We start from the raw sequence: 17,106 nt of genomic DNA on the forward strand, positions 1-17,106 counted from the left end.
GAACGCAGGCTTCGCCAGCTGCTACGGATAGTGTTATGGCTTAACTGATCGGCATCAGGGCGAGAGCCATTCAAACCCAAGCTAAAACCGCGTCGATTCGCCCGGGTTACTACCTTGGTACTGGCTCTCCGGTACTTTCTGCATATTTCTTCTGCTTCACAGGCTTCCTATGCTGGCGCTACCTGTAATGGAGCGTCCTATGCGCCTGCTAGTCCCTTACGCCTTGCTGTACCTGCTGGCGATTGCCTGCGCTGCCGGCCTGGCCACCCAAAGCCAGGCCGCAGACGCGCCGCTTCAGGTACGCATCGGCTACCTGGGCTATCGCCCCGATCCGGGCCCGATACTGTCGAATGTCATTCCCGAACCGACCGATGCCGGGCTGCGTGGCGCCGAATTGGCGATCACCGACAGCAACAGCACCGGGCGTTTTCTCAACCACAGTTACACCCTGGACAGTGCCAGCGTCGACAGCCCCGAAGCCTTGCTCGAAGCGGCCAAAGCCCAGCACGCACAGGGGCTGCGTCTGTTTGTGGTGAACGCCCCGGCCGACAACTTGCGCCAACTCAGTGCCGCCCTGCCCGACAGCCTGCTGTTCAACGCCGGCAGCCCCGACGACCGCTTGCGCACCACCGACTGCCTGCCGAACGTGCTGCACAGCTTGCCGAGTCGGGCGATGCTCACCGATGCACTGGCGCAATATCTGGTGGTCCGCAAATGGCAACGGGCGCTGCTGATCGTCGGCCCGACTGCCGACGATCAAGCCTACGCCACCGCCCTGCGCCGCGCGGCCAAGCGCTTCGGGCTGCAACTGGTGGCGGAGAAGGCCTGGAGTTTTGATAACGATCAACGTCGCAGTGCCCAGGCCGACATGCCGCTGTTCACCCAGACCGCCGAATATGACGTGGTGCTGGTGGCCGATGAGCGCGGCGATTTCGGTGAATACGTGCCCTACCAGACCTGGTACCCGCGCCCGGTCGCCGGCACGCAAGGGCTGACCCCGGTGGGTTGGCACAAGACCGTGGAAACCTACGGCGCCGCTCAGTTGCAAAAGCGTTTTGAAGCCCTGGCCGGGCGCTGGATGAACGACCGCGACTTCGCCGCCTGGATGGCCGTCCGCAGCATCGCCAGCGCCGTGAGCAAACTGCGCCAGACCGAGCCGATGGCGATCCGTCAGCTGGAACTCAGCGATCAACTGCCGCTGGACGGTTTCAAGGGGCGCAAGCTCAGTTATCGCCCGTGGAACGGTCAGTTGCGCCAACCCATTCCCATCGTCCAGCCCCGCGCCCTGGTCAGTACCTCGCCGCAGGACGGCTTTCTGCACCCCTTCAACGAAATGGACAGCCTGGGTTACGACAAACCCGAGGTCAGCTGCCGCTTTCCCTGATGCAACTTTCCACAAGAACTACAACAAAAAGGAATCTGCCATGCGCCGCACCCTGCTCTGCCGCACCCTGCTTTCATGCGCCCTGCTGCTCGCCGCCGGGCATGCTGCTGCCAGCACCGCGTGGGTCTCCAACGAAAAGGACAACAGCCTGAGCCTGATCGACATGCAGACCCTGCAAGTCACCGACACCTTGCCTGTCGGCCAGCGCCCGCGTGGCCTGTTGCTGTCCCACGACAACAAGCTGCTGTACATCTGCGCCAGCGATTCGGACCGGGTCCAGGTGATGGACGTGGTCACGCGCAAGATCATCAAGGAGCTGCCCTCGGGCAAAGACCCCGAGCAATTCGCCCTGCACCCCAATAACCGCTGGTTGTACGTTTCCAACGAAGACGATGCGCTGGTCACGGTGATCGACACCGAAACCTCCCAGGTGCTCGGCCAGGTCAACGTCGGCGTCGAACCCGAAGGCATGGCCGTCAGCCCCGACGGCAAGTGGGTGGTGAACACCAGCGAAACCACCAACATGCTGCACTGGATTGACACCAGCACCCAGACCCTGGCCGACAGCACGCTGGTGGATCAGCGACCGCGCTTTGTCGAATTCAATCAGGACGGTTCACAACTCTGGGCGTCGGCGGAAATCGGCGGCACGGTGACGATTCTCGACGTCGCCAGCCGCAAGATCCTCAAGACCCTTAACTTCCAGATCAAAGGCATCCACCCGGACAAGGTCCAGCCCGTGGGCATCAAGCTCAGCGCCGACGGCAAGTACGCATTCGTCGCACTGGGCCCGGCCAATCACGTGGCGGTGATCGATGCCAAGACGTTTGAGACTCTCGACTATCTGCTGGTCGGGCGGCGTGTCTGGCAGTTGGCGTTCACGCCCGATCAAAAGCAACTGCTCGCCACCAACGGCGTCAGCGGTGACGTGTCGGTGATTGATGTCGACAGCCTCAAGGTCAGCAAATCGGTGAAAGTCGGACGCTACCCTTGGGGCGTGGTGGTGACGCCATGAATGCACTGGAAGTCAGCGACCTGAGTTTTGCCTACGGTGCCCGGGAAGCGTTGCGCCACGTGAATTTCAACTTGGCCGCCGGACGTTTCGCCGCACTGCTGGGGCCCAATGGCGCCGGCAAATCAACCCTGATTGCCCTGCTGACCCGGCTTTATGATGTGCAGCACGGAGACATCAAGGTCGGCGGCTATTCATTACGCGATGCCCCGCGCCCGGCGCTCAAGCAGTTGGGCGTAGTGTTCCAGCAAAGCACCCTGGACCTGGACCTCAGCGTCGAGCAGAACCTGCGGTATCACGCCGCGTTGCATGGTCTGTCCCGGCGCCAGACCGGTATCCGGGTTGACGCCGAGCTGGCCCGCCAGACCCTGACCGAACGCCGACGCGAACGGGTACGCGAACTCAATGGCGGCCACCGCCGCCGGGTGGAAATCGCCCGCGCCCTGCTGCATGAACCGCGCCTGTTGCTACTCGACGAAGCCAGCGCCGGACTCGATCCCGCCAGTCGCCTGGCACTCAATCAGCACATGCGCAACCTGTGCCGCGAACACGCCATCAGCGTGCTCTGGACCACCCATTTACTGGACGAAGTGCAGGCCAGCGACGACTTGTTGATCCTCCATCAAGGCCGGTTGGTGGCCAGCGGACAGGCCGATGCGCTGAGCCTGGAACATGGCGGCGACCTCGGCTCGGCTTTCACTTGCCTGACCACTTCAGGAGCGGCGCGATGAATGCGTACTGGCAATGTTTCAGCGGTATCGTGCTGCGCGAATGGCTGCGTTTTGTGTTACAGCGCACGCGGTTTCTCAGTGCGCTGGTGCGGCCGCTGTTATGGCTGCTGGTGTTCGCGGCCGGTTTTCGGGCGGCATTGGGCATCGCGATTATCGAACCCTACGACACCTACATTCCGTACGAGGTCTATATCGTCCCCGGCCTGGCTTGCATGATCCTGCTGTTCAACGGCATGCAAGGTTCACTGTCGATGGTGTACGACCGCGAGATGGGCAGCATGCGCGTGCTGCTGACCAGCCCCCTGCCCCGGACCTTTCTGCTATGCAGCAAGCTGCTGGCCACGTCGCTGATTTCCCTGTTGCAGGTGTATGCCTTTTTGGCCATTGCCTGGATGTATGGCGTGCAGCCGCCGGCCATGGGGTTGTTGATTGCCCTGCCGACATTACTGGTGGTGGCGTTGATGCTCAGTGCCTTGGGCCTGTTGCTGTCCAACGCCATCCGCCAGCTGGAGAACTTTGCCGGGGTCATGAATTTCGTGATCTTTCCGCTGTTTTTCCTGTCCTCGGCACTGTATCCGTTGTGGAAGATGCGTGAGGCCAGTGAATGGTTGTACTGGCTGTGCGCGGTGAACCCGTTTACCCATGCGGTGGAGCTGGTGCGGTTTGCCCTGTATGAGCGCTTCAATCCGCTTGCGTTGACGGTGTGCGTGGGGCTGACGTTCGTGTTTGCACTACTTGCGGTGCTCACCTTCAACCCACAGCACGCGGCCCTGCGCAAATCCGGCTAACAACCCAAATCCAAACTGTAGGAGCGAGCCTGCTCGCGATAGCTATCTTTCATTCAACATCGATGTTGTCTGATACACCGCTATCGCGAGCAGGCTCACTCCTACAATTGGAACTCCATCAACAGGGGGTGAAATTACTACTTTAGTACTGGTTTCCCTGTCTATCGTCGCATTCCCAAAGCCTCACGGCTGGCATGTAATAGGTCCATAACTATAAGGATCGACCCCCATGCCGCGTGCCCGACGTTGCCTGTTGCGCTCTACTCTCGCTGCGCTGTCGCTGAGCCTGATGCTGGGCAGCGCGCAAGCCGAATCACCGCTGTTTTCCGCCGACGGCTATCGCATCGGGCTGTACCGCAGCCCGACGCCGGAAACCCTGCAAGACGCGACCATCCTTGACACCCGAGCCCTGCAAACCCTGCTCAATCAAACCCCGTCGCCGGTACTGATCGATGTCTACCGCCGCCAATGGCTGCAAGGGCAGTTCATCGAAGACCAGCCCCATGAAAACCTGCCCGGCAGCCACTGGCTGGCCAATACTGGCGACGGCGACCTGACGCCTGACTGGCAGGGTTACTTTGCGCGTAACCTCAAGGCATTGACCGCCGGGGATCCGGCACGACCGCTGGTCTTCTATTGCCGCGCCGACTGCTGGTTGAGCTGGAACGCGGTAAAACGGGCGTCCGCCATGGGCTATAAGACGTTGTATTGGTATCGCGACGGCCTCGATGCCTGGCAAGCCGCCAACCTGCCCGTGACGCCCGCCCGGCCCGAACCTTTCCCCTGATCTTTACGCTGGCGTGTTGTTGCCACACCCTAATCAAAATAATGAGGTGAAAGGCTATGTACAAAATTCTGATTGCCGACGATCACCCGCTGTTTCGCGAAGCGATTCATAACGTCATCAGCGATGGTTTCCCCAATAGCGAAGTCATGGAAACCGCCGATCTGGACAGTGCCCTGGCGCTCACTCAGGAACACGACGACCTGGACCTGATCCTGCTCGACCTGAACATGCCCGGCATGCACGGGCTTAATGGCCTGATCAATCTGCGCAACGAGGCCCCGACCATTCCCGTGGTGATTGTCTCTGCCGAGCAGGACAAACAAATCGTCCTGCAAGCCATTACCTACGGTGCGGTGGGTTTCATCACAAAGTCGTCACCGCGCACGCAAATGACCGAGGCCATCCAGCAAATTCTTAACGGCAACGTGTACTTGCCGCCAGACATCATCCGCACCACCCGAACCAACACCCCGCGCAGGATGAACGACACGCCGAGCTTCCCTCCCGAATTGCTCCAGGCCCTGACCCGCAAGCAATTGCAGGTACTTGAACGCATGACCAAGGGCGAATCGAACAAACAGATCGCCTACACCCTGGAAATCGCCGAAACCACCGTCAAGGCCCACGTCTCGGCAATCCTGCGCAAACTCAATGTGCACAATCGGGTACAGGCAATCTTGAGTGCCGGGGATATTGATTTCGGGTCTTACTTGCGGCGTTGAGTCTGGGAGACCGCGTCGCCCCATTCGCGAGCAGGCTCGCTCCCACATTTAATCTCCAGTGAACACAGAATTTGTGAACATCCAAGAACCAATGTGGGAGCGAGCCTGCTCGCGATGACGGTGGTACTAACGCAGAGGATCTCAAGGCCTGCCGAGCAAATGACTCATCGCCGTCTTGAGTTTCATCGGCCGCACCGGTTTGTGCATCAGGGTGTGGCCCAGCTCGCGGATCTGCTGTTTGAGTTCGTTGCTGTAGTTGGCGGTGATCATCAGGGCCGGGATGGGTGACGCACGACAGGCATTGATCCGGGCCACGGCGTCCACGCCATTCTGATCGTTGTCCAGATGATAATCAGCGATCAACAGGTCCGCCTCGGCGCGGTAGTTCTCCACTTTTCGCGCCAGGTCCTCTTCCGACAGTGCCGTCACCACCCGACAGCCCCACCCTTCGAGCAAGGTGCGCATGCCGGCGCAAATGGTCGCGTCGTTGTCCAGCACCCAGACCCGTGCCCCGCGCAGGCGCTCAAGCATCGGCTCACTCATCTGCAACGTCGGCACCGGCGTCGGTGCGGTCGCGCTCAACGGTACTTCGACCGAGAACATCGAACCCTTGCCTGGCCACGAGCGCACATGAATGCGATGCCCGAGGATCCCGGCGATTTTCTCGACAATGGCCAGGCCCAGCCCCAGGCCGCGATCTTGATCCGGACGCTGCACGTCACCGCGTTTGAACTCCTGGAAAATCTCTTCCAGACGATTTTCGGCGATGCCCATGCCGGTGTCCCAGACCTGGATCAACAAGCGCTGATGAAGACGCCGGCATCCGAGTACCACCCGGCCGCTGTAGGTGTAGCGAATCGCATTGCTCAGCAGGTTGCGCAGGATGCGCGCCAACAACTGGATGTCACTGCGCACCAGCGCCGAACAGGCGATGAAATGCAGTTCAAGGCCCTCACTGCGCGCCACTTCGGTGTATTCAGCCGCGAGGTTTTCCAGCAGTTCGCTGAGGGCGAACGGCGCAATATCGGCTTTGATGACCCCGGCATCGAGCTTGGAAATGTCCACCAGAGTGCCCAGCAAGTTCTCGACATCTTCCAGGGAGTTACTGACATTGCGCACCAGAATTTCGTTGGAATTCGGTTCGCGTCGCTCCAGCAATGCACTGGTAAACAAGCGTGCGGCGTTCAGCGGTTGCAGCAAATCGTGGCTAACGGCGGCGAGAAACTTGGTCTTGGACAAGTTGGCTTGCTCAGCTTCAAGCTTGGCCTCGCGCAAACGGGATTCCACTTCGCGACGCTCTTCGATTTCACGCAATAACTGGCCATTGAGGGTGGTCAGCTCCGCCGTGCGTTCGCGCACCCGCAACTCAAGATTCTGATACGCCTGGTGCAGTGCCTCAGCGGTGCGACGGCGCTCGGTGATGTCGCGGATCAACACGAAAATCCCCACCACCTCCCCCGAGGCCAGGCGATTGGGCACGTAGGAACGCAGCATGTAGCGCTCCTGATTATTGACGTTGGTTTCGGCGAACTCGAACGTGACGCTCTCGCCGGCCAGCGCCCTCGCCACGTAACTCTCCAAACGCTGGTAATGCTGTTCGCTGTGCACTTGCCGCAGGCTTTGGCCGAGCATCACGCCCCGTGGCCAGCAGTACCACTCTTCATAGACCCTGTTGGTGAACTCATACACCAGATCGGCGTTGAGGTAGGCGATCAGCGCCGGCACGTGGTCGGTGATCAAGCGAATCCAGCGCTCGCTTTCACTCAGCGTCTCGGCGTGCTGGTAACGCTCGGTGATGTCGGTGAAGGTGTTGACGAAACCGCCGGTCGGCAGTGGATGCGTACGGATTTCCAGGACCCGGCCGTCATAGAGGCGTTGTTCGCATTCCTGTACCGGCCGTCCATTGCCATCGCGACTGGCCGGGGTCAGCAAATTCAGCTCGGTGTCGGCGATCACTTCAGCAAAGGGTCGATGGGCAGCGACCGGCGCCAGCCCGCTCAATTCGAGGAAGCGCCGGTTCCACAATTCCAGAATACCCTCGGCGTTGACCATCGCCACACCCTGGGACAGGTTATCGACCGCCCGCTGCAACAGATGTGATTTCTGCGCCACGGCCTGTTCGCGGCGTACGGTTTCACTGAGTTTGACGTCGGTAATGTCGGTGAACAGGATCACCCGTCCGCCTTCCTGAGTCGGTCGCTCGCTGACTTGCAGCCAACGCCCGTTCTGCAAGCGGTACAGCAAGCTCTCGTCGGCGTGCCCCCGCGGTTCTTCGGTGAACAGCCCGTTGCTCATCATCAGGCGCTTGACCTCGGTCAGGCGCATGCCCGCGTTGATCCGCACCCGGCTATTGCGCCAGAACGCCTTGAAGCGACTATTGAACAAGACGATGCGCTGCTCGGCGTCGAACAAGACAAAGGCATCGGAAATGCTCTCGATGGCATCGATCAGATGTCGATGCGCCGTCTCGGCACGCAGGCGTGCCTCGCTGAGCAAATGGTTGCCGGCCTTGAGTTCGGCCATGGCCTGGTTCAAGGCATCGGTGCGCTCGCGGACCTGCTCGGCCAGCACCACTGAATGCTGGAACGCCGCGTACGGATCATTGCCCCGGGTGATGCCGGACTCGATACGCTCGATCAGCGCCGCGTTGATCCGCTGCAGTTTATGGTTGTCGTGGCGCAGGCCGGCCAGTTCGGCCTGCAGCTCAGCGATGTCCTGGGGCACGGCCGCGGGCAATGGCAACGCCGGTGAAGGTCTGGTTGATGTGCATGCCATTGAACTGTTCTCCATAGGTGTTGAAACCCATCACCCGTTGCTCGCGCAAAAACTTCCCGATGTCATCGAGACGACCGTCGTCTTCCAGTTCCAGACGCCTGAGAAAACAGTCGCAACCGATGGTCAACAACAGGTCACCCAAGCGTTCCTCCAGCCCCTCGAACAAGCTTTTCAGGTTCGGCAGCATGGGCCCTGGGGTCATGGCGGTGAGCACGATGCCATTCTCCACGGCGCAGTAAAAACTCAGGCTCAAGTCCGCATGCACCTGCTGAATTGCGCGTACGTAATACTGCTCGTTGATCTTCACGGCCAACGGGTGCGCGGCGAAGATTCGGTGATCCAGCGCACTCACCGGCACGCCGATGTGCCGGGCGTATTCGGCGGCGGCGGGTTCCGCGTTGAGTTCATAGACACGACGCGAGGCGCTGTCGGCCCCGGTGACCACCAGCTTTTCGGCCCGGGGCAGCATGTGGTGGGTGGTGAACACTTCGAAATCCAGCCAGGTATTGACCAGCACGACCACCGCCGCGCCGCTGTGAAAGGCGCCATCGAAGTACACATGGGTATGGGTCAGGTAGTTGTCGTCACCGGCCGAACCGCCGAAATGGGGAATGTCGCCCAGTGCGGCACTCAAAGCGGCGAGGACCATTTCTTCGCGGCTGGACAAACCATCGAGCAGGGTCAGGGCAAAACTGTTGCCCTTGATCGGTGCCAGGGTGTTGCTGCGACAGCCGCTGACCAGGCGCTCAACCATTTGCTGCGCATCGATCAGGCTGAAGTGTTCCATTTCGTCGATCAACTCGATCGCAATGGAAAAATGCCGGTGATCGAAACCCACCGCCGTCACGCAATTGCGTCCATAGCCCAGCGGGGTGATTTCCCCGGCACTGGTGCAGCCCACCAGACGAATACCCCCGAAACTGTGTTGCAAGGCCTCGCCCAGCGCCTGCAAGTCATATTCGGCGGAACAGAAAAACAGCACGAAGCCCAGATGCGGGTGCAACAATTGACGCGCCAGCTCCTGCGCCACTTGTCGGTCATCGGTGGCCTGGGACATTGCGCTGACGACACCTTCACCCTGGACCTGCTGCATCGTCGCCTCCCGCAGGTGCGTATGGTTGAGCAGGGAGTTTACGAAACCCGCACAGCGCAACGAATGCTACTTGGGTAGCGGTCAGACGCTTCGATAGGATGAGAGCGGTGGCGAACTTCGCTGTGGACCCGACCGGGCCCACATGCAGGGTATCGTTTTTAGACGCCGGCCCTGAACAGCATATAAGCGGCAATCACAATGCAGACGCTGGCAAAGCCGACTTGCAACGCCCGCGCCGGCACCTTCGCGCACAGCTTGCGGCCAATGATCATGCCGACGATGCTGGCAACGATGAAACTGATACCAAGGCTATCGATGCGCACACCGGCGTGAAACGCGCCGATCACGCCGATGGCGGAAATCAGGCTGATCACCATCAGGGAAGTGGCGACGATCCCGCGCATCTGCACGTCGGTCAGTTGCTTGAACGCCGGGACGATCAGAAAGCCGCCGCCCACGCCGAGCAGTCCGGACACCACGCCCGTTACCGCGCCGAGTGACGCCAGGGTCACCGTGCATTTGGCGGTCCAGGAAAAACGCCCGGTCTGTTGATCAAGCATGCAGTTTTTCTGCCCCCAGTTGGCGTGACCGTGATCGCTCGGCCCTGCTTCCTGCCGCTCACGGCGCAGCATCCGCCAGGCGACCATGACCATCAGCAGACTGAACAGAATCATCAGGATTTTTTCCGGCAACTGATGGGCGAAGTAGATGCCCACCGGGGAAAACACCGCGCCGAGCAGCGCGATCAGCAACGCCGCGCGATAACGCACCAAGCCATGCCGCAACCCGTCAATCGCGCCGACCGCTGCTGCGCTGCCCACCGCAAACAAAGCGACGGGCGCTGCTTGGGTCATGGTCAATCCCAACCCCAGCACCAGGGCCGGCACCGCAAGAATGCCGCCACCGGCCCCGGTCAAACCGAGGACCAGGCCCATGACCATCCCAAAAAAACTTGCCAGCAACATAAACCACTCGTGATTTGTTGAAAAAGGCCGGGAACGCCCGGTATCGATGACGGACAGGATAGAGCCCGCGCAGATTTTTTCATCAATTGAATTAATCAGGGGCTGGTCAATGCGGGGAAAATGAAACTACCCTCGGTGCTTGTTCAGATAGAAATGCTCACCATGCCTGCCTTGATTGAAGCTTTCCTCGACCCTGCCTCGTCGACCTACAGTTACGTGATCCACGAAGCCGATGGCGGCCAATGCGCCATCGTCGACCCGGTGCTCGACTACGATCCGGCAGCGGGCAGGACGTGCACGGCCCAGGCCGACAAAATCATCGCGTTCGTGCGCGATCATCAGTTGCAGGTGCAATGGTTGCTGGAAACCCACGCCCATGCCGATCACCTGTCTGCCGCACCTTATCTGCGCCGGGAGCTGGGCGGCAAAATAGCGATTGGGGAGTCGATCAGCAAGGTTCAAGGCGTGTTCAAAAGCCTGTTCAACCTGGAGCCGGAGTTTCGCATTGATGGTTCCCAGTTCGATCATCTATTCGCGCCGGACGAGTCGTTCATGATCGGCAACCTCAAGGCCACCGCCCTGCATGTGCCCGGCCACACCCCGGCGGACATGGCTTACCTGATTGACGATGAGGTGATTCTGGTCGGCGACACCTTGTTCATGCCCGATGTGGGCACCGCGCGCTGCGACTTTCCCGGCGGCAACGCCAATCAGTTGTACGCCTCGATTCGAAAACTGCTGGCCTTCCCGGCCAGCGTGAGCCTGTACGTTTGCCACGACTACCCGCCCGACGGCCGCGCCCCCCAATGCATGACCACGGTTGGCGAGCAGCGCAAAAGCAACATCCACGTGCATGACGGCATTGATGAGGCGGCATTTGTCGACATGCGCACGCGGCGCGATGCCGGGCTGGGCATGCCGAACCTGTTGCTACCGGCGATTCAGGTGAACGTGCGGGCGGGGAATTTGCCCCCGGCCGAGAGTAACGGCGTGACCTACCTGAAAATCCCCATCAACCAGCTCTGACTCACCACCCTCCACGTAGCAGCTGTCGAGCAACGCGAGGCTGCGTGTGCGGTGTGCCTGACAAAACCCGATTGCCGGGTTTGCGACGGCTGCGCCGCCGGACGCTGCCTCGCGCTGCTCGACAGCTGCTACAGGGATTGGAGGGTCAGCTGGAGAGGGTCAAACCATTGGCCGGCAACGGCAGTGCGGTTTTGTAGCGCACCTGCTTGAGTGCGAAGCTTGAACGGATGTTCGCCACACCGGGGACTTTGGTGAGAAAGTCCATCATGAAGCGCTCCAGCGACTGGATGGTCGGCACCAATACCCGAATCAAATAGTCCGGGTCGCCCGCCATCAAATAGCACTCCATCACTTCCGGGCGATCCGAGATCGCTTCCTCGAAATGCTGCAACGCCTCTTCTACCTGTTTCTCCAGACTGACGTGAATGAACACGTTCACATGCAGCCCCAGCAGGTTCGCATCCAGCAGCGTCACCTGCTCACGAATCAGGCCCAACTCTTCCATGGCCTTGACCCGATTGAAGCACGGCGTCGGCGAAAGATTGACCGAGCGTGCGAGGTCGGCGTTGGTGATACGCGCGTTCTCTTGAAGGCTGTTAAGAATGCCGATATCGGTACGGTCCAGTTTGCGCATGAGACAAAACCACCTGTTTTTCTTGTTTATACAGATTTTTTATCCCCAAATGATCTCCAATGCAATGAAACTGAGATAAATATTCTTCTTCGCCGGGCCTATGATTGTTGTAGGACAATAATTCTTCCACAGAGGAATGACGGTCAGCTCACTACAAGAAATTCACAAGATCGAGCGAAGAAGCCATGAACCAAGCGTACGAACCGCTGCAACTGCACGTTCCCGAACCCTCGGGCCGTCCTGGTTGCAAAACCGACTTCTCCTACCTGCGTCTGACCGACGCGGGCACGGTGCGCAAACCTTCCATCGACGTAGAACCCGCCGACACCGCCGACCTGGCCAAGGGTCTGATTCGCGTGCTCGACGACCAGGGCAATGCGCTCGGTCCGTGGGCTGAAGGCGTACCGTTCGAAATCCTGCGTAAAGGCATGCGCGCCATGCTCAAGACGCGGATCTACGACAACCGCATGGTGGTCGCCCAGCGTCAGAAAAAAATGTCGTTCTACATGCAGAGCCTCGGCGAAGAAGCCATTGGCACCGGCCAGGCCCTGGCCTTGAACATCGACGACATGTGCTTCCCGACCTACCGCCAGCAAAGCATCCTGATGGCCCGCGACGTTCCGCTGGTAGGCCTGATCTGCCAACTGCTGTCCAACGAGCGCGATCCGCTCAAGGGCCGTCAGTTGCCGATCATGTACTCGGTCAAAGATGCCGGCTTCTTCACCATTTCCGGCAACCTCGCCACCCAATTCGTACAAGGCGTGGGCTGGGGCATGGCGTCGGCGATCAAGGGCGACACCAAAATCGCCTCGGCCTGGATCGGCGACGGCGCCACCGCTGAATCCGACTTCCACACCGCCCTGACTTTTGCCCACGTTTACCGCGCGCCGGTGATCCTCAACGTGGTCAACAACCAGTGGGCAATCTCCACTTTCCAGGCAATTGCTGGCGGTGAAGCCACCACGTTTGCCGGTCGTGGCGTCGGTTGCGGCATTGCCTCCCTGCGGGTTGACGGCAACGATTTCGTCGCAGTCTATGCCGCCTCTGCCTGGGCCGCCGAACGTGCGCGCCGCAACCTCGGCCCGACCATGATCGAATGGGTCACCTACCGCGCCGGTCCACACTCCACCTCTGATGATCCGTCCAAGTACCGTCCGGCCGACGACTGGAGCTACTTCCCGTTGGGCGACCCGATTGCGCGCCTCAAGCAGCACCTGATCAAGATCGGTCACTGGTCCGAAGAGGAACACACCGCCGTCAGCGCCGAGCTGGAAGCCGAAGTCATCGCCGCACAGAAAGAAGCCGAACAGTACGGCACCCTCGCCGGTGGCCAGATTCCAAGCGCCGCGACCATGTTCGAAGACGTCTACAAAGAGATGCCTGAGCATTTGAAGCGCCAGCGTCAAGAGTTGGGGATCTGACATGAACGACCACAACAACAAAATCGAGCTGGAAACTGCCATGACTACGACCACCATGACCATGATCCAGGCCCTGCGCTCGGCCATGGATGTGATGCTTGAGCGTGACGACAACGTCGTGGTCTTCGGCCAGGACGTGGGCTACTTCGGCGGCGTGTTCCGTTGCACCGAAGGCCTGCAGACCAAGTACGGCACCTCCCGCGTGTTCGATGCGCCGATTTCCGAAAGCGGCATCGTCGGTGTCGCCGTGGGCATGGGCGCCTACGGCTTGCGCCCGGTGGCCGAGATCCAGTTCGCCGACTACGTGTACCCGGCGTCGGACCAGATCATTTCCGAAGCCGCTCGCCTGCGTTATCGCTCGGCCGGAGAGTTCACCGCCCCGATGACCCTGCGCATGCCTTGCGGCGGCGGCATCTACGGCGGCCAGACCCACAGCCAGAGCATCGAGGCGATGTTCACCCAGGTGTGCGGTCTGCGCACGGTCATGCCGTCCAACCCTTACGACGCCAAAGGCCTGCTGATTGCCTCCATCGAAAACGATGACCCGGTGATCTTCCTTGAGCCAAAACGCCTGTACAACGGCCCGTTCGATGGCCATCACGACCGCCCGGTAACCCCATGGTCGAAACACCCGGCCGCGCAAGTGCCGGACGGTTACTACACCGTGCCGCTGGACGTCGCTGCCATCGCCCGTCCCGGCAAAGACGTGACCATCCTGACTTACGGCACCACTGTTTATGTGTCGCAAGTCGCCGCTGAAGAAACCGGCATCGACGCTGAAGTCATCGACCTGCGCAGCCTGTGGCCGCTGGACCTGGACACCATCGTCAAGTCGGTGAAGAAAACCGGCCGTTGCGTGATCGTTCACGAAGCGACTCGCACTTGTGGCTTTGGCGCCGAGTTGGTGGCGTTGGTACAGGAGCACTGCTTCCACTACCTGGAAGCGCCTATCGAACGCGTCACCGGTTGGGACACCCCCTACCCGCACGCGCAAGAGTGGGCGTATTTCCCTGGTCCGTCCCGAGTGGGCGCGGCTTTGCATCGGGTTATGGAGGTCTGAATGGGCACGCACGTTATTAAAATGCCGGACATTGGCGAAGGCATTGCAGAAGTTGAGTTGTCGGTATGGCACGTCAAGGTCGGTGACATGGTCGTCGAAGATCAGGTGCTGGCCGATGTGATGACCGACAAGGCGATGGTCGACATCCCTTCGCCGGTCCACGGCAAGGTGATCGCGCTGGGCGGTGTGCCTGGTGAAGTCATGGCGGTTGGCAGCATCCTGATCAGTATTGAAGTGGAAGGCGCCGGCAACGTTAAAGAGTCGGCGCAGCCTGCTCCCGTTAAAGAAGCGCCGGTTGCAGCGCCTAAAGTTGCAGCCGTGGTGGAAAGCAAACCGGTCGCCGCTGCTGCGCCGCGAGCCGCCGTTTGCCAGGGCCCGATGGTCGCCCGCGAAGCCGACGAACGTCCGCTGGCCTCTCCGGCCGTGCGCAAACACGCGCTGGACCTCGGCATTCAATTGCGCCTGGTACGTGGCAGCGGCCCTGCCGGTCGCGTATTGCACGAAGACCTCGACGCCTATCTGGCGCAAGATCAGTCGAATGCATCGACCGTGTCGTCCGCGTACGCCCAGCGTAACGATGAAGAGCAGATTCCGGTCATCGGCATGCGCCGCAAGATTGCCCAACGCATGCAGGACGCTACCCAGCGCGCCGCACACTTCAGCTATGTCGAAGAAATCGACGTGACTGCCGTTGAAGAACTGCGCGCGCACCTGAACGAAAAACACGGCGCAACCCGTGGCAAGCTGACCTTGCTACCGTTCCTGGTTCGCGCGCTGGTCGTCGCCCTGCGCGACTTCCCGCAGATCAACGCCCGTTACGACGACGAAGCCCAGGTCATCACCCGCCTCGGTGCGGTGCATGTGGGCATCGCCACCCAGGCCGACATCGGTTTGATGGTGCCGGTGGTGCGTCATGCCGAAGCCCGCAGCCTGTGGGACAACGCGGCCGAAATCTCCCGTTTGGCCACCGCCGCACGCAATGGCAAGGCTGGCCGCGATGAATTGTCTGGATCGAGCATTACCCTGACCAGCCTCGGCGCCTTGGGCGGTATTGTCAGCACGCCGGTGCTGAACCTGCCGGAAGTGGCGATTGTCGGCGTCAACAAGATCGTCGAACGCCCGATCGTGGTCAAAGGCCAGATCGTGATTCGCAAGATGATGAACCTCTCCAGTTCCTTCGATCACCGCGTGGTCGACGGCATGGACGCGGCGCAATTCATCCAGGCCGTTCGCGGCCTGCTCGAACAACCCGCCACCTTGTTTGTGGAGTAAGTCATGCAACAGACTTTGAATACCACGCTGCTGATCATCGGCGGTGGCCCTGGCGGTTATGTGACGGCGATCCGTGCCGGTCAACTGGGCATTGCAACCATTCTGGTGGAAGGCGAATCGCTGGGCGGTACCTGCCTGAACATCGGCTGCATCCCATCCAAAGCGTTGATCCACGTGGCTGAGCAGTTCCACCAGACGCAACACCACAGCCAGCACTCGACCTTGGGCATCAGCGTTTCGGCACCGACCCTCGACATCACCAAGAGCGTCGAATGGAAGGATGGCATCGTCGATCGCCTGACCACAGGCGTCGCGGCGCTGCTGAAAAAGAACAAAGTCCAGGTCATTCAAGGCTGGGCCAAGGTCGTTGACGGTAAAACCGTCGACGTCGGCGACACGCGCATTCAGTGCGAGCACCTGGTGCTGGCCACCGGGTCGAAAAGCGTGAACCTGCCGATGCTACCGATTGGCGGCCCGATCATCTCCTCCACCGAAGCCCTGGCGCCGACGTCCGTGCCAAAACGGCTGACCGTGGTCGGTGGCGGTTATATCGGTCTGGAACTGGGGATTGCCTATCGCAAGCTCGGCGCCGATGTCAGCGTGGTCGAGGCGCAAGAACGCATTCTGCCCGCCTACGACGCTGAACTGACCCAGCCAGTCCACGACGAACTGAAAAAGCTCGGCGTGAAGCTTTACTTGAAGCACAGCGTTCAAGGCTTTGACTCAGCAAGTAATTCATTGCAGGTACTGGGTCCGGATGGCGACACCCTGAACCTGGAAACAGATCAAGTTTTGGTGGCCGTGGGCCGCAAACCCAACACTCAGGGCTGGAACCTCGAAGCGCTGAACCTGGACATGAATGGCTCGGCGATCAAGATCGACCACCGCTGCCAGACCAGCATGCGCAACGTGTACGCCATCGGCGACCTGAGCGGCGAACCGATGCTCGCGCACCGGGCCATGGCTCAGGGCGAGATGGTGGCCGAACTGATCAGCGGTAAAACCCGCGAGTTCAACCCTACTGCCATTGCGGCCGTGTGCTTTACCGACCCGGAACTGGTGGTGGTCGGCCAGACCCCGGACGAGGCCAAGACCGCCGGTCTGGACTGTATCGTCGCAAGCTTCCCGTTCGCGGCCAATGGCCGGGCGATGACGCTGGAATCGAAAAGCGGCTTTGTGCGGGTTGTCGCTCGTCGGGACAATCATGTGATTGTCGGCTGGCAAGCGGTGGGTGTGGGGGTTTCCGAACTGTCTACGGCGTTCGCACAAAGCCTGGAAATGGGTGCACGGCTGGAAGACATCGGCGGCACCATCCATGCGCATCCGACGCTGGGCGAGGCTGTGCAGGAAGCGGCGCTGCGGGCCCTAGGCCACGCGTTGCATCTGTAAAAACAGACGCAAAACCCTGTAGCAGCTGACGAGCACCGCGAGACAGC

The 17,106-nt window shown here is 60.5% G+C and carries 15 protein-coding genes; 11 read left to right on the top strand and 4 right to left on the bottom strand.

The features are described from left to right. Nucleotides 1-199: 199 nt before the first annotated feature. The 6 genes from PMI22_RS04310 (at nt 200) to PMI22_RS04285 (ending at nt 5,424) form a co-directional block, all read left to right on the top strand. Entirely contained in the window at nt 200-1,384 is a 1,185-nt protein-coding gene (locus PMI22_RS04310) for an ABC transporter substrate-binding protein (RefSeq protein WP_007948471.1), read from the top strand. 40 nt (nt 1,385-1,424) lie between these two features. After that, the gene (locus PMI22_RS04305) at nt 1,425-2,399 is read left to right on the top strand and encodes a YVTN family beta-propeller repeat protein (RefSeq protein ID WP_007948472.1); all 975 of its coding nucleotides are present in this window, start codon (nt 1,425-1,427) and stop codon (nt 2,397-2,399) included. Continuing rightward, on the top strand, nt 2,396-3,127 hold the full coding sequence (locus PMI22_RS04300) for an ATP-binding cassette domain-containing protein (protein WP_033049674.1): 732 nt from the start codon (nt 2,396-2,398) through the stop codon (nt 3,125-3,127). Before PMI22_RS04305 ends, PMI22_RS04300 begins: the two co-directional genes overlap by 4 nt. Further along, nucleotides 3,124-3,915 (top strand): ABC transporter permease, encoded by a 792-nt coding sequence (locus tag PMI22_RS04295; RefSeq protein WP_007948474.1) that lies wholly within the window; start codon nt 3,124-3,126, stop codon nt 3,913-3,915. The genes PMI22_RS04300 and PMI22_RS04295 overlap by 4 nt, the downstream gene beginning before the upstream one ends. Nucleotides 3,916-4,144: 229 nt before the next feature. After that, complete coding sequence (locus PMI22_RS04290; RefSeq protein WP_007948475.1) at nt 4,145-4,702, top strand: PQQ-dependent catabolism-associated CXXCW motif protein; 558 nt, start codon at nt 4,145-4,147, stop codon at nt 4,700-4,702. 56 nt (nt 4,703-4,758) lie between these two features. Then, entirely contained in the window at nt 4,759-5,424 is a 666-nt protein-coding gene (locus PMI22_RS04285) for a response regulator transcription factor (protein ID WP_007948476.1), read from the top strand. 141 nt (nt 5,425-5,565) lie between these two features. Here the strand turns inward: PMI22_RS04285 and nahK are convergent, their stop codons facing one another. The 3 genes from nahK to PMI22_RS04270 all read right to left on the bottom strand — a co-directional run bounded on the left by nahK (nt 5,566) and on the right by PMI22_RS04270 (nt 10,257). Next, the gene (gene nahK / locus PMI22_RS04280) at nt 5,566-8,199 is read right to left on the bottom strand and encodes a hybrid sensor histidine kinase/response regulator NahK/ErcS' (protein ID WP_081502830.1); all 2,634 of its coding nucleotides are present in this window, start codon (nt 8,197-8,199) and stop codon (nt 5,566-5,568) included. Then, on the bottom strand, nt 8,129-9,292 hold the full coding sequence (gene nosP, locus PMI22_RS04275; protein ID WP_007948479.1) for a nitric oxide-sensing protein NosP: 1,164 nt from the start codon (nt 9,290-9,292) through the stop codon (nt 8,129-8,131). The genes nahK and nosP overlap by 71 nt, the downstream gene beginning before the upstream one ends. A 158-nt stretch (nt 9,293-9,450) precedes the next feature. Beyond that, a complete protein-coding gene (locus PMI22_RS04270; RefSeq protein WP_007948480.1) occupies nt 9,451-10,257 on the bottom strand; it encodes a sulfite exporter TauE/SafE family protein in 807 nt (268 codons plus the stop codon). 162 nt (nt 10,258-10,419) lie between these two features. On the opposite strand from PMI22_RS04270, the gene PMI22_RS04265 reads away from it, so the two are divergent. Further along, nucleotides 10,420-11,283 carry an MBL fold metallo-hydrolase gene (locus PMI22_RS04265; RefSeq protein WP_033049679.1) on the top strand — a complete coding sequence of 288 codons (864 nt, stop codon included), beginning with the start codon at nt 10,420-10,422 and terminating at the stop codon, nt 11,281-11,283. A 145-nt stretch (nt 11,284-11,428) separates the two neighbouring features. Here the strand turns inward: PMI22_RS04265 and bkdR are convergent, their stop codons facing one another. After that, nucleotides 11,429-11,917, bottom strand: coding sequence for a Bkd operon transcriptional regulator BkdR (bkdR, locus tag PMI22_RS04260; protein ID WP_007948482.1), 489 nt, complete (start codon nt 11,915-11,917; stop codon nt 11,429-11,431). Between the two features lie 185 nt (nt 11,918-12,102). On the opposite strand from bkdR, the gene PMI22_RS04255 reads away from it, so the two are divergent. The 4 genes from PMI22_RS04255 to lpdA are packed head-to-tail and all read left to right on the top strand — an operon-like array spanning nt 12,103 to nt 17,059. After that, entirely contained in the window at nt 12,103-13,338 is a 1,236-nt protein-coding gene (locus PMI22_RS04255) for a 3-methyl-2-oxobutanoate dehydrogenase (2-methylpropanoyl-transferring) subunit alpha (RefSeq protein WP_007948483.1), read from the top strand. 1 nt (nt 13,339) lies between these two features. Next, on the top strand, nt 13,340-14,398 hold the full coding sequence (locus PMI22_RS04250; protein WP_007948485.1) for an alpha-ketoacid dehydrogenase subunit beta: 1,059 nt from the start codon (nt 13,340-13,342) through the stop codon (nt 14,396-14,398). Beyond that, complete coding sequence (locus PMI22_RS04245; protein WP_007948486.1) at nt 14,399-15,670, top strand: dihydrolipoamide acetyltransferase family protein; 1,272 nt, start codon at nt 14,399-14,401, stop codon at nt 15,668-15,670. It begins immediately after the preceding gene. 3 nt (nt 15,671-15,673) lie between these two features. Then, nucleotides 15,674-17,059 carry a dihydrolipoyl dehydrogenase gene (gene lpdA / locus PMI22_RS04240; RefSeq protein ID WP_007948487.1) on the top strand — a complete coding sequence of 462 codons (1,386 nt, stop codon included), beginning with the start codon at nt 15,674-15,676 and terminating at the stop codon, nt 17,057-17,059. Nucleotides 17,060-17,106 lie beyond the last annotated feature (47 nt).

The organism is Pseudomonas sp. GM21 (genome assembly GCF_000282215.1).
Classification (GTDB): Bacteria; Pseudomonadota; Gammaproteobacteria; order Pseudomonadales; family Pseudomonadaceae; genus Aquipseudomonas.

Bases quoted from the DNA above. Each gene is read 5' to 3' on its own strand.
- PMI22_RS04310 (WP_007948471.1), top strand. From the start codon at position 200: ATGCGCCTGCTAGTCCCTTACGCCTTGCTGTACCTGCTGGCGATTGCC.
- PMI22_RS04305 (WP_007948472.1), top strand. From the start codon at position 1,425: ATGCGCCGCACCCTGCTCTGCCGCACCCTGCTTTCATGCGCCCTGCTG.
- PMI22_RS04300 (WP_033049674.1), top strand. From the start codon at position 2,396: ATGAATGCACTGGAAGTCAGCGACCTGAGTTTTGCCTACGGTGCCCGG.
- PMI22_RS04295 (WP_007948474.1), top strand. From the start codon at position 3,124: ATGAATGCGTACTGGCAATGTTTCAGCGGTATCGTGCTGCGCGAATGG.
- PMI22_RS04290 (WP_007948475.1), top strand. From the start codon at position 4,145: ATGCCGCGTGCCCGACGTTGCCTGTTGCGCTCTACTCTCGCTGCGCTG.
- PMI22_RS04285 (WP_007948476.1), top strand. From the start codon at position 4,759: ATGTACAAAATTCTGATTGCCGACGATCACCCGCTGTTTCGCGAAGCG.
- nahK (WP_081502830.1), bottom strand. From the start codon at position 8,199: ATGGCATGCACATCAACCAGACCTTCACCGGCGTTGCCATTGCCCGCG.
- nosP (WP_007948479.1), bottom strand. From the start codon at position 9,292: ATGCAGCAGGTCCAGGGTGAAGGTGTCGTCAGCGCAATGTCCCAGGCC.
- PMI22_RS04270 (WP_007948480.1), bottom strand. From the start codon at position 10,257: ATGTTGCTGGCAAGTTTTTTTGGGATGGTCATGGGCCTGGTCCTCGGT.
- PMI22_RS04265 (WP_033049679.1), top strand. From the start codon at position 10,420: ATGCCTGCCTTGATTGAAGCTTTCCTCGACCCTGCCTCGTCGACCTAC.
- bkdR (WP_007948482.1), bottom strand. From the start codon at position 11,917: ATGCGCAAACTGGACCGTACCGATATCGGCATTCTTAACAGCCTTCAA.
- PMI22_RS04255 (WP_007948483.1), top strand. From the start codon at position 12,103: ATGAACCAAGCGTACGAACCGCTGCAACTGCACGTTCCCGAACCCTCG.
- PMI22_RS04250 (WP_007948485.1), top strand. From the start codon at position 13,340: ATGAACGACCACAACAACAAAATCGAGCTGGAAACTGCCATGACTACG.
- PMI22_RS04245 (WP_007948486.1), top strand. From the start codon at position 14,399: ATGGGCACGCACGTTATTAAAATGCCGGACATTGGCGAAGGCATTGCA.
- lpdA (WP_007948487.1), top strand. From the start codon at position 15,674: ATGCAACAGACTTTGAATACCACGCTGCTGATCATCGGCGGTGGCCCT.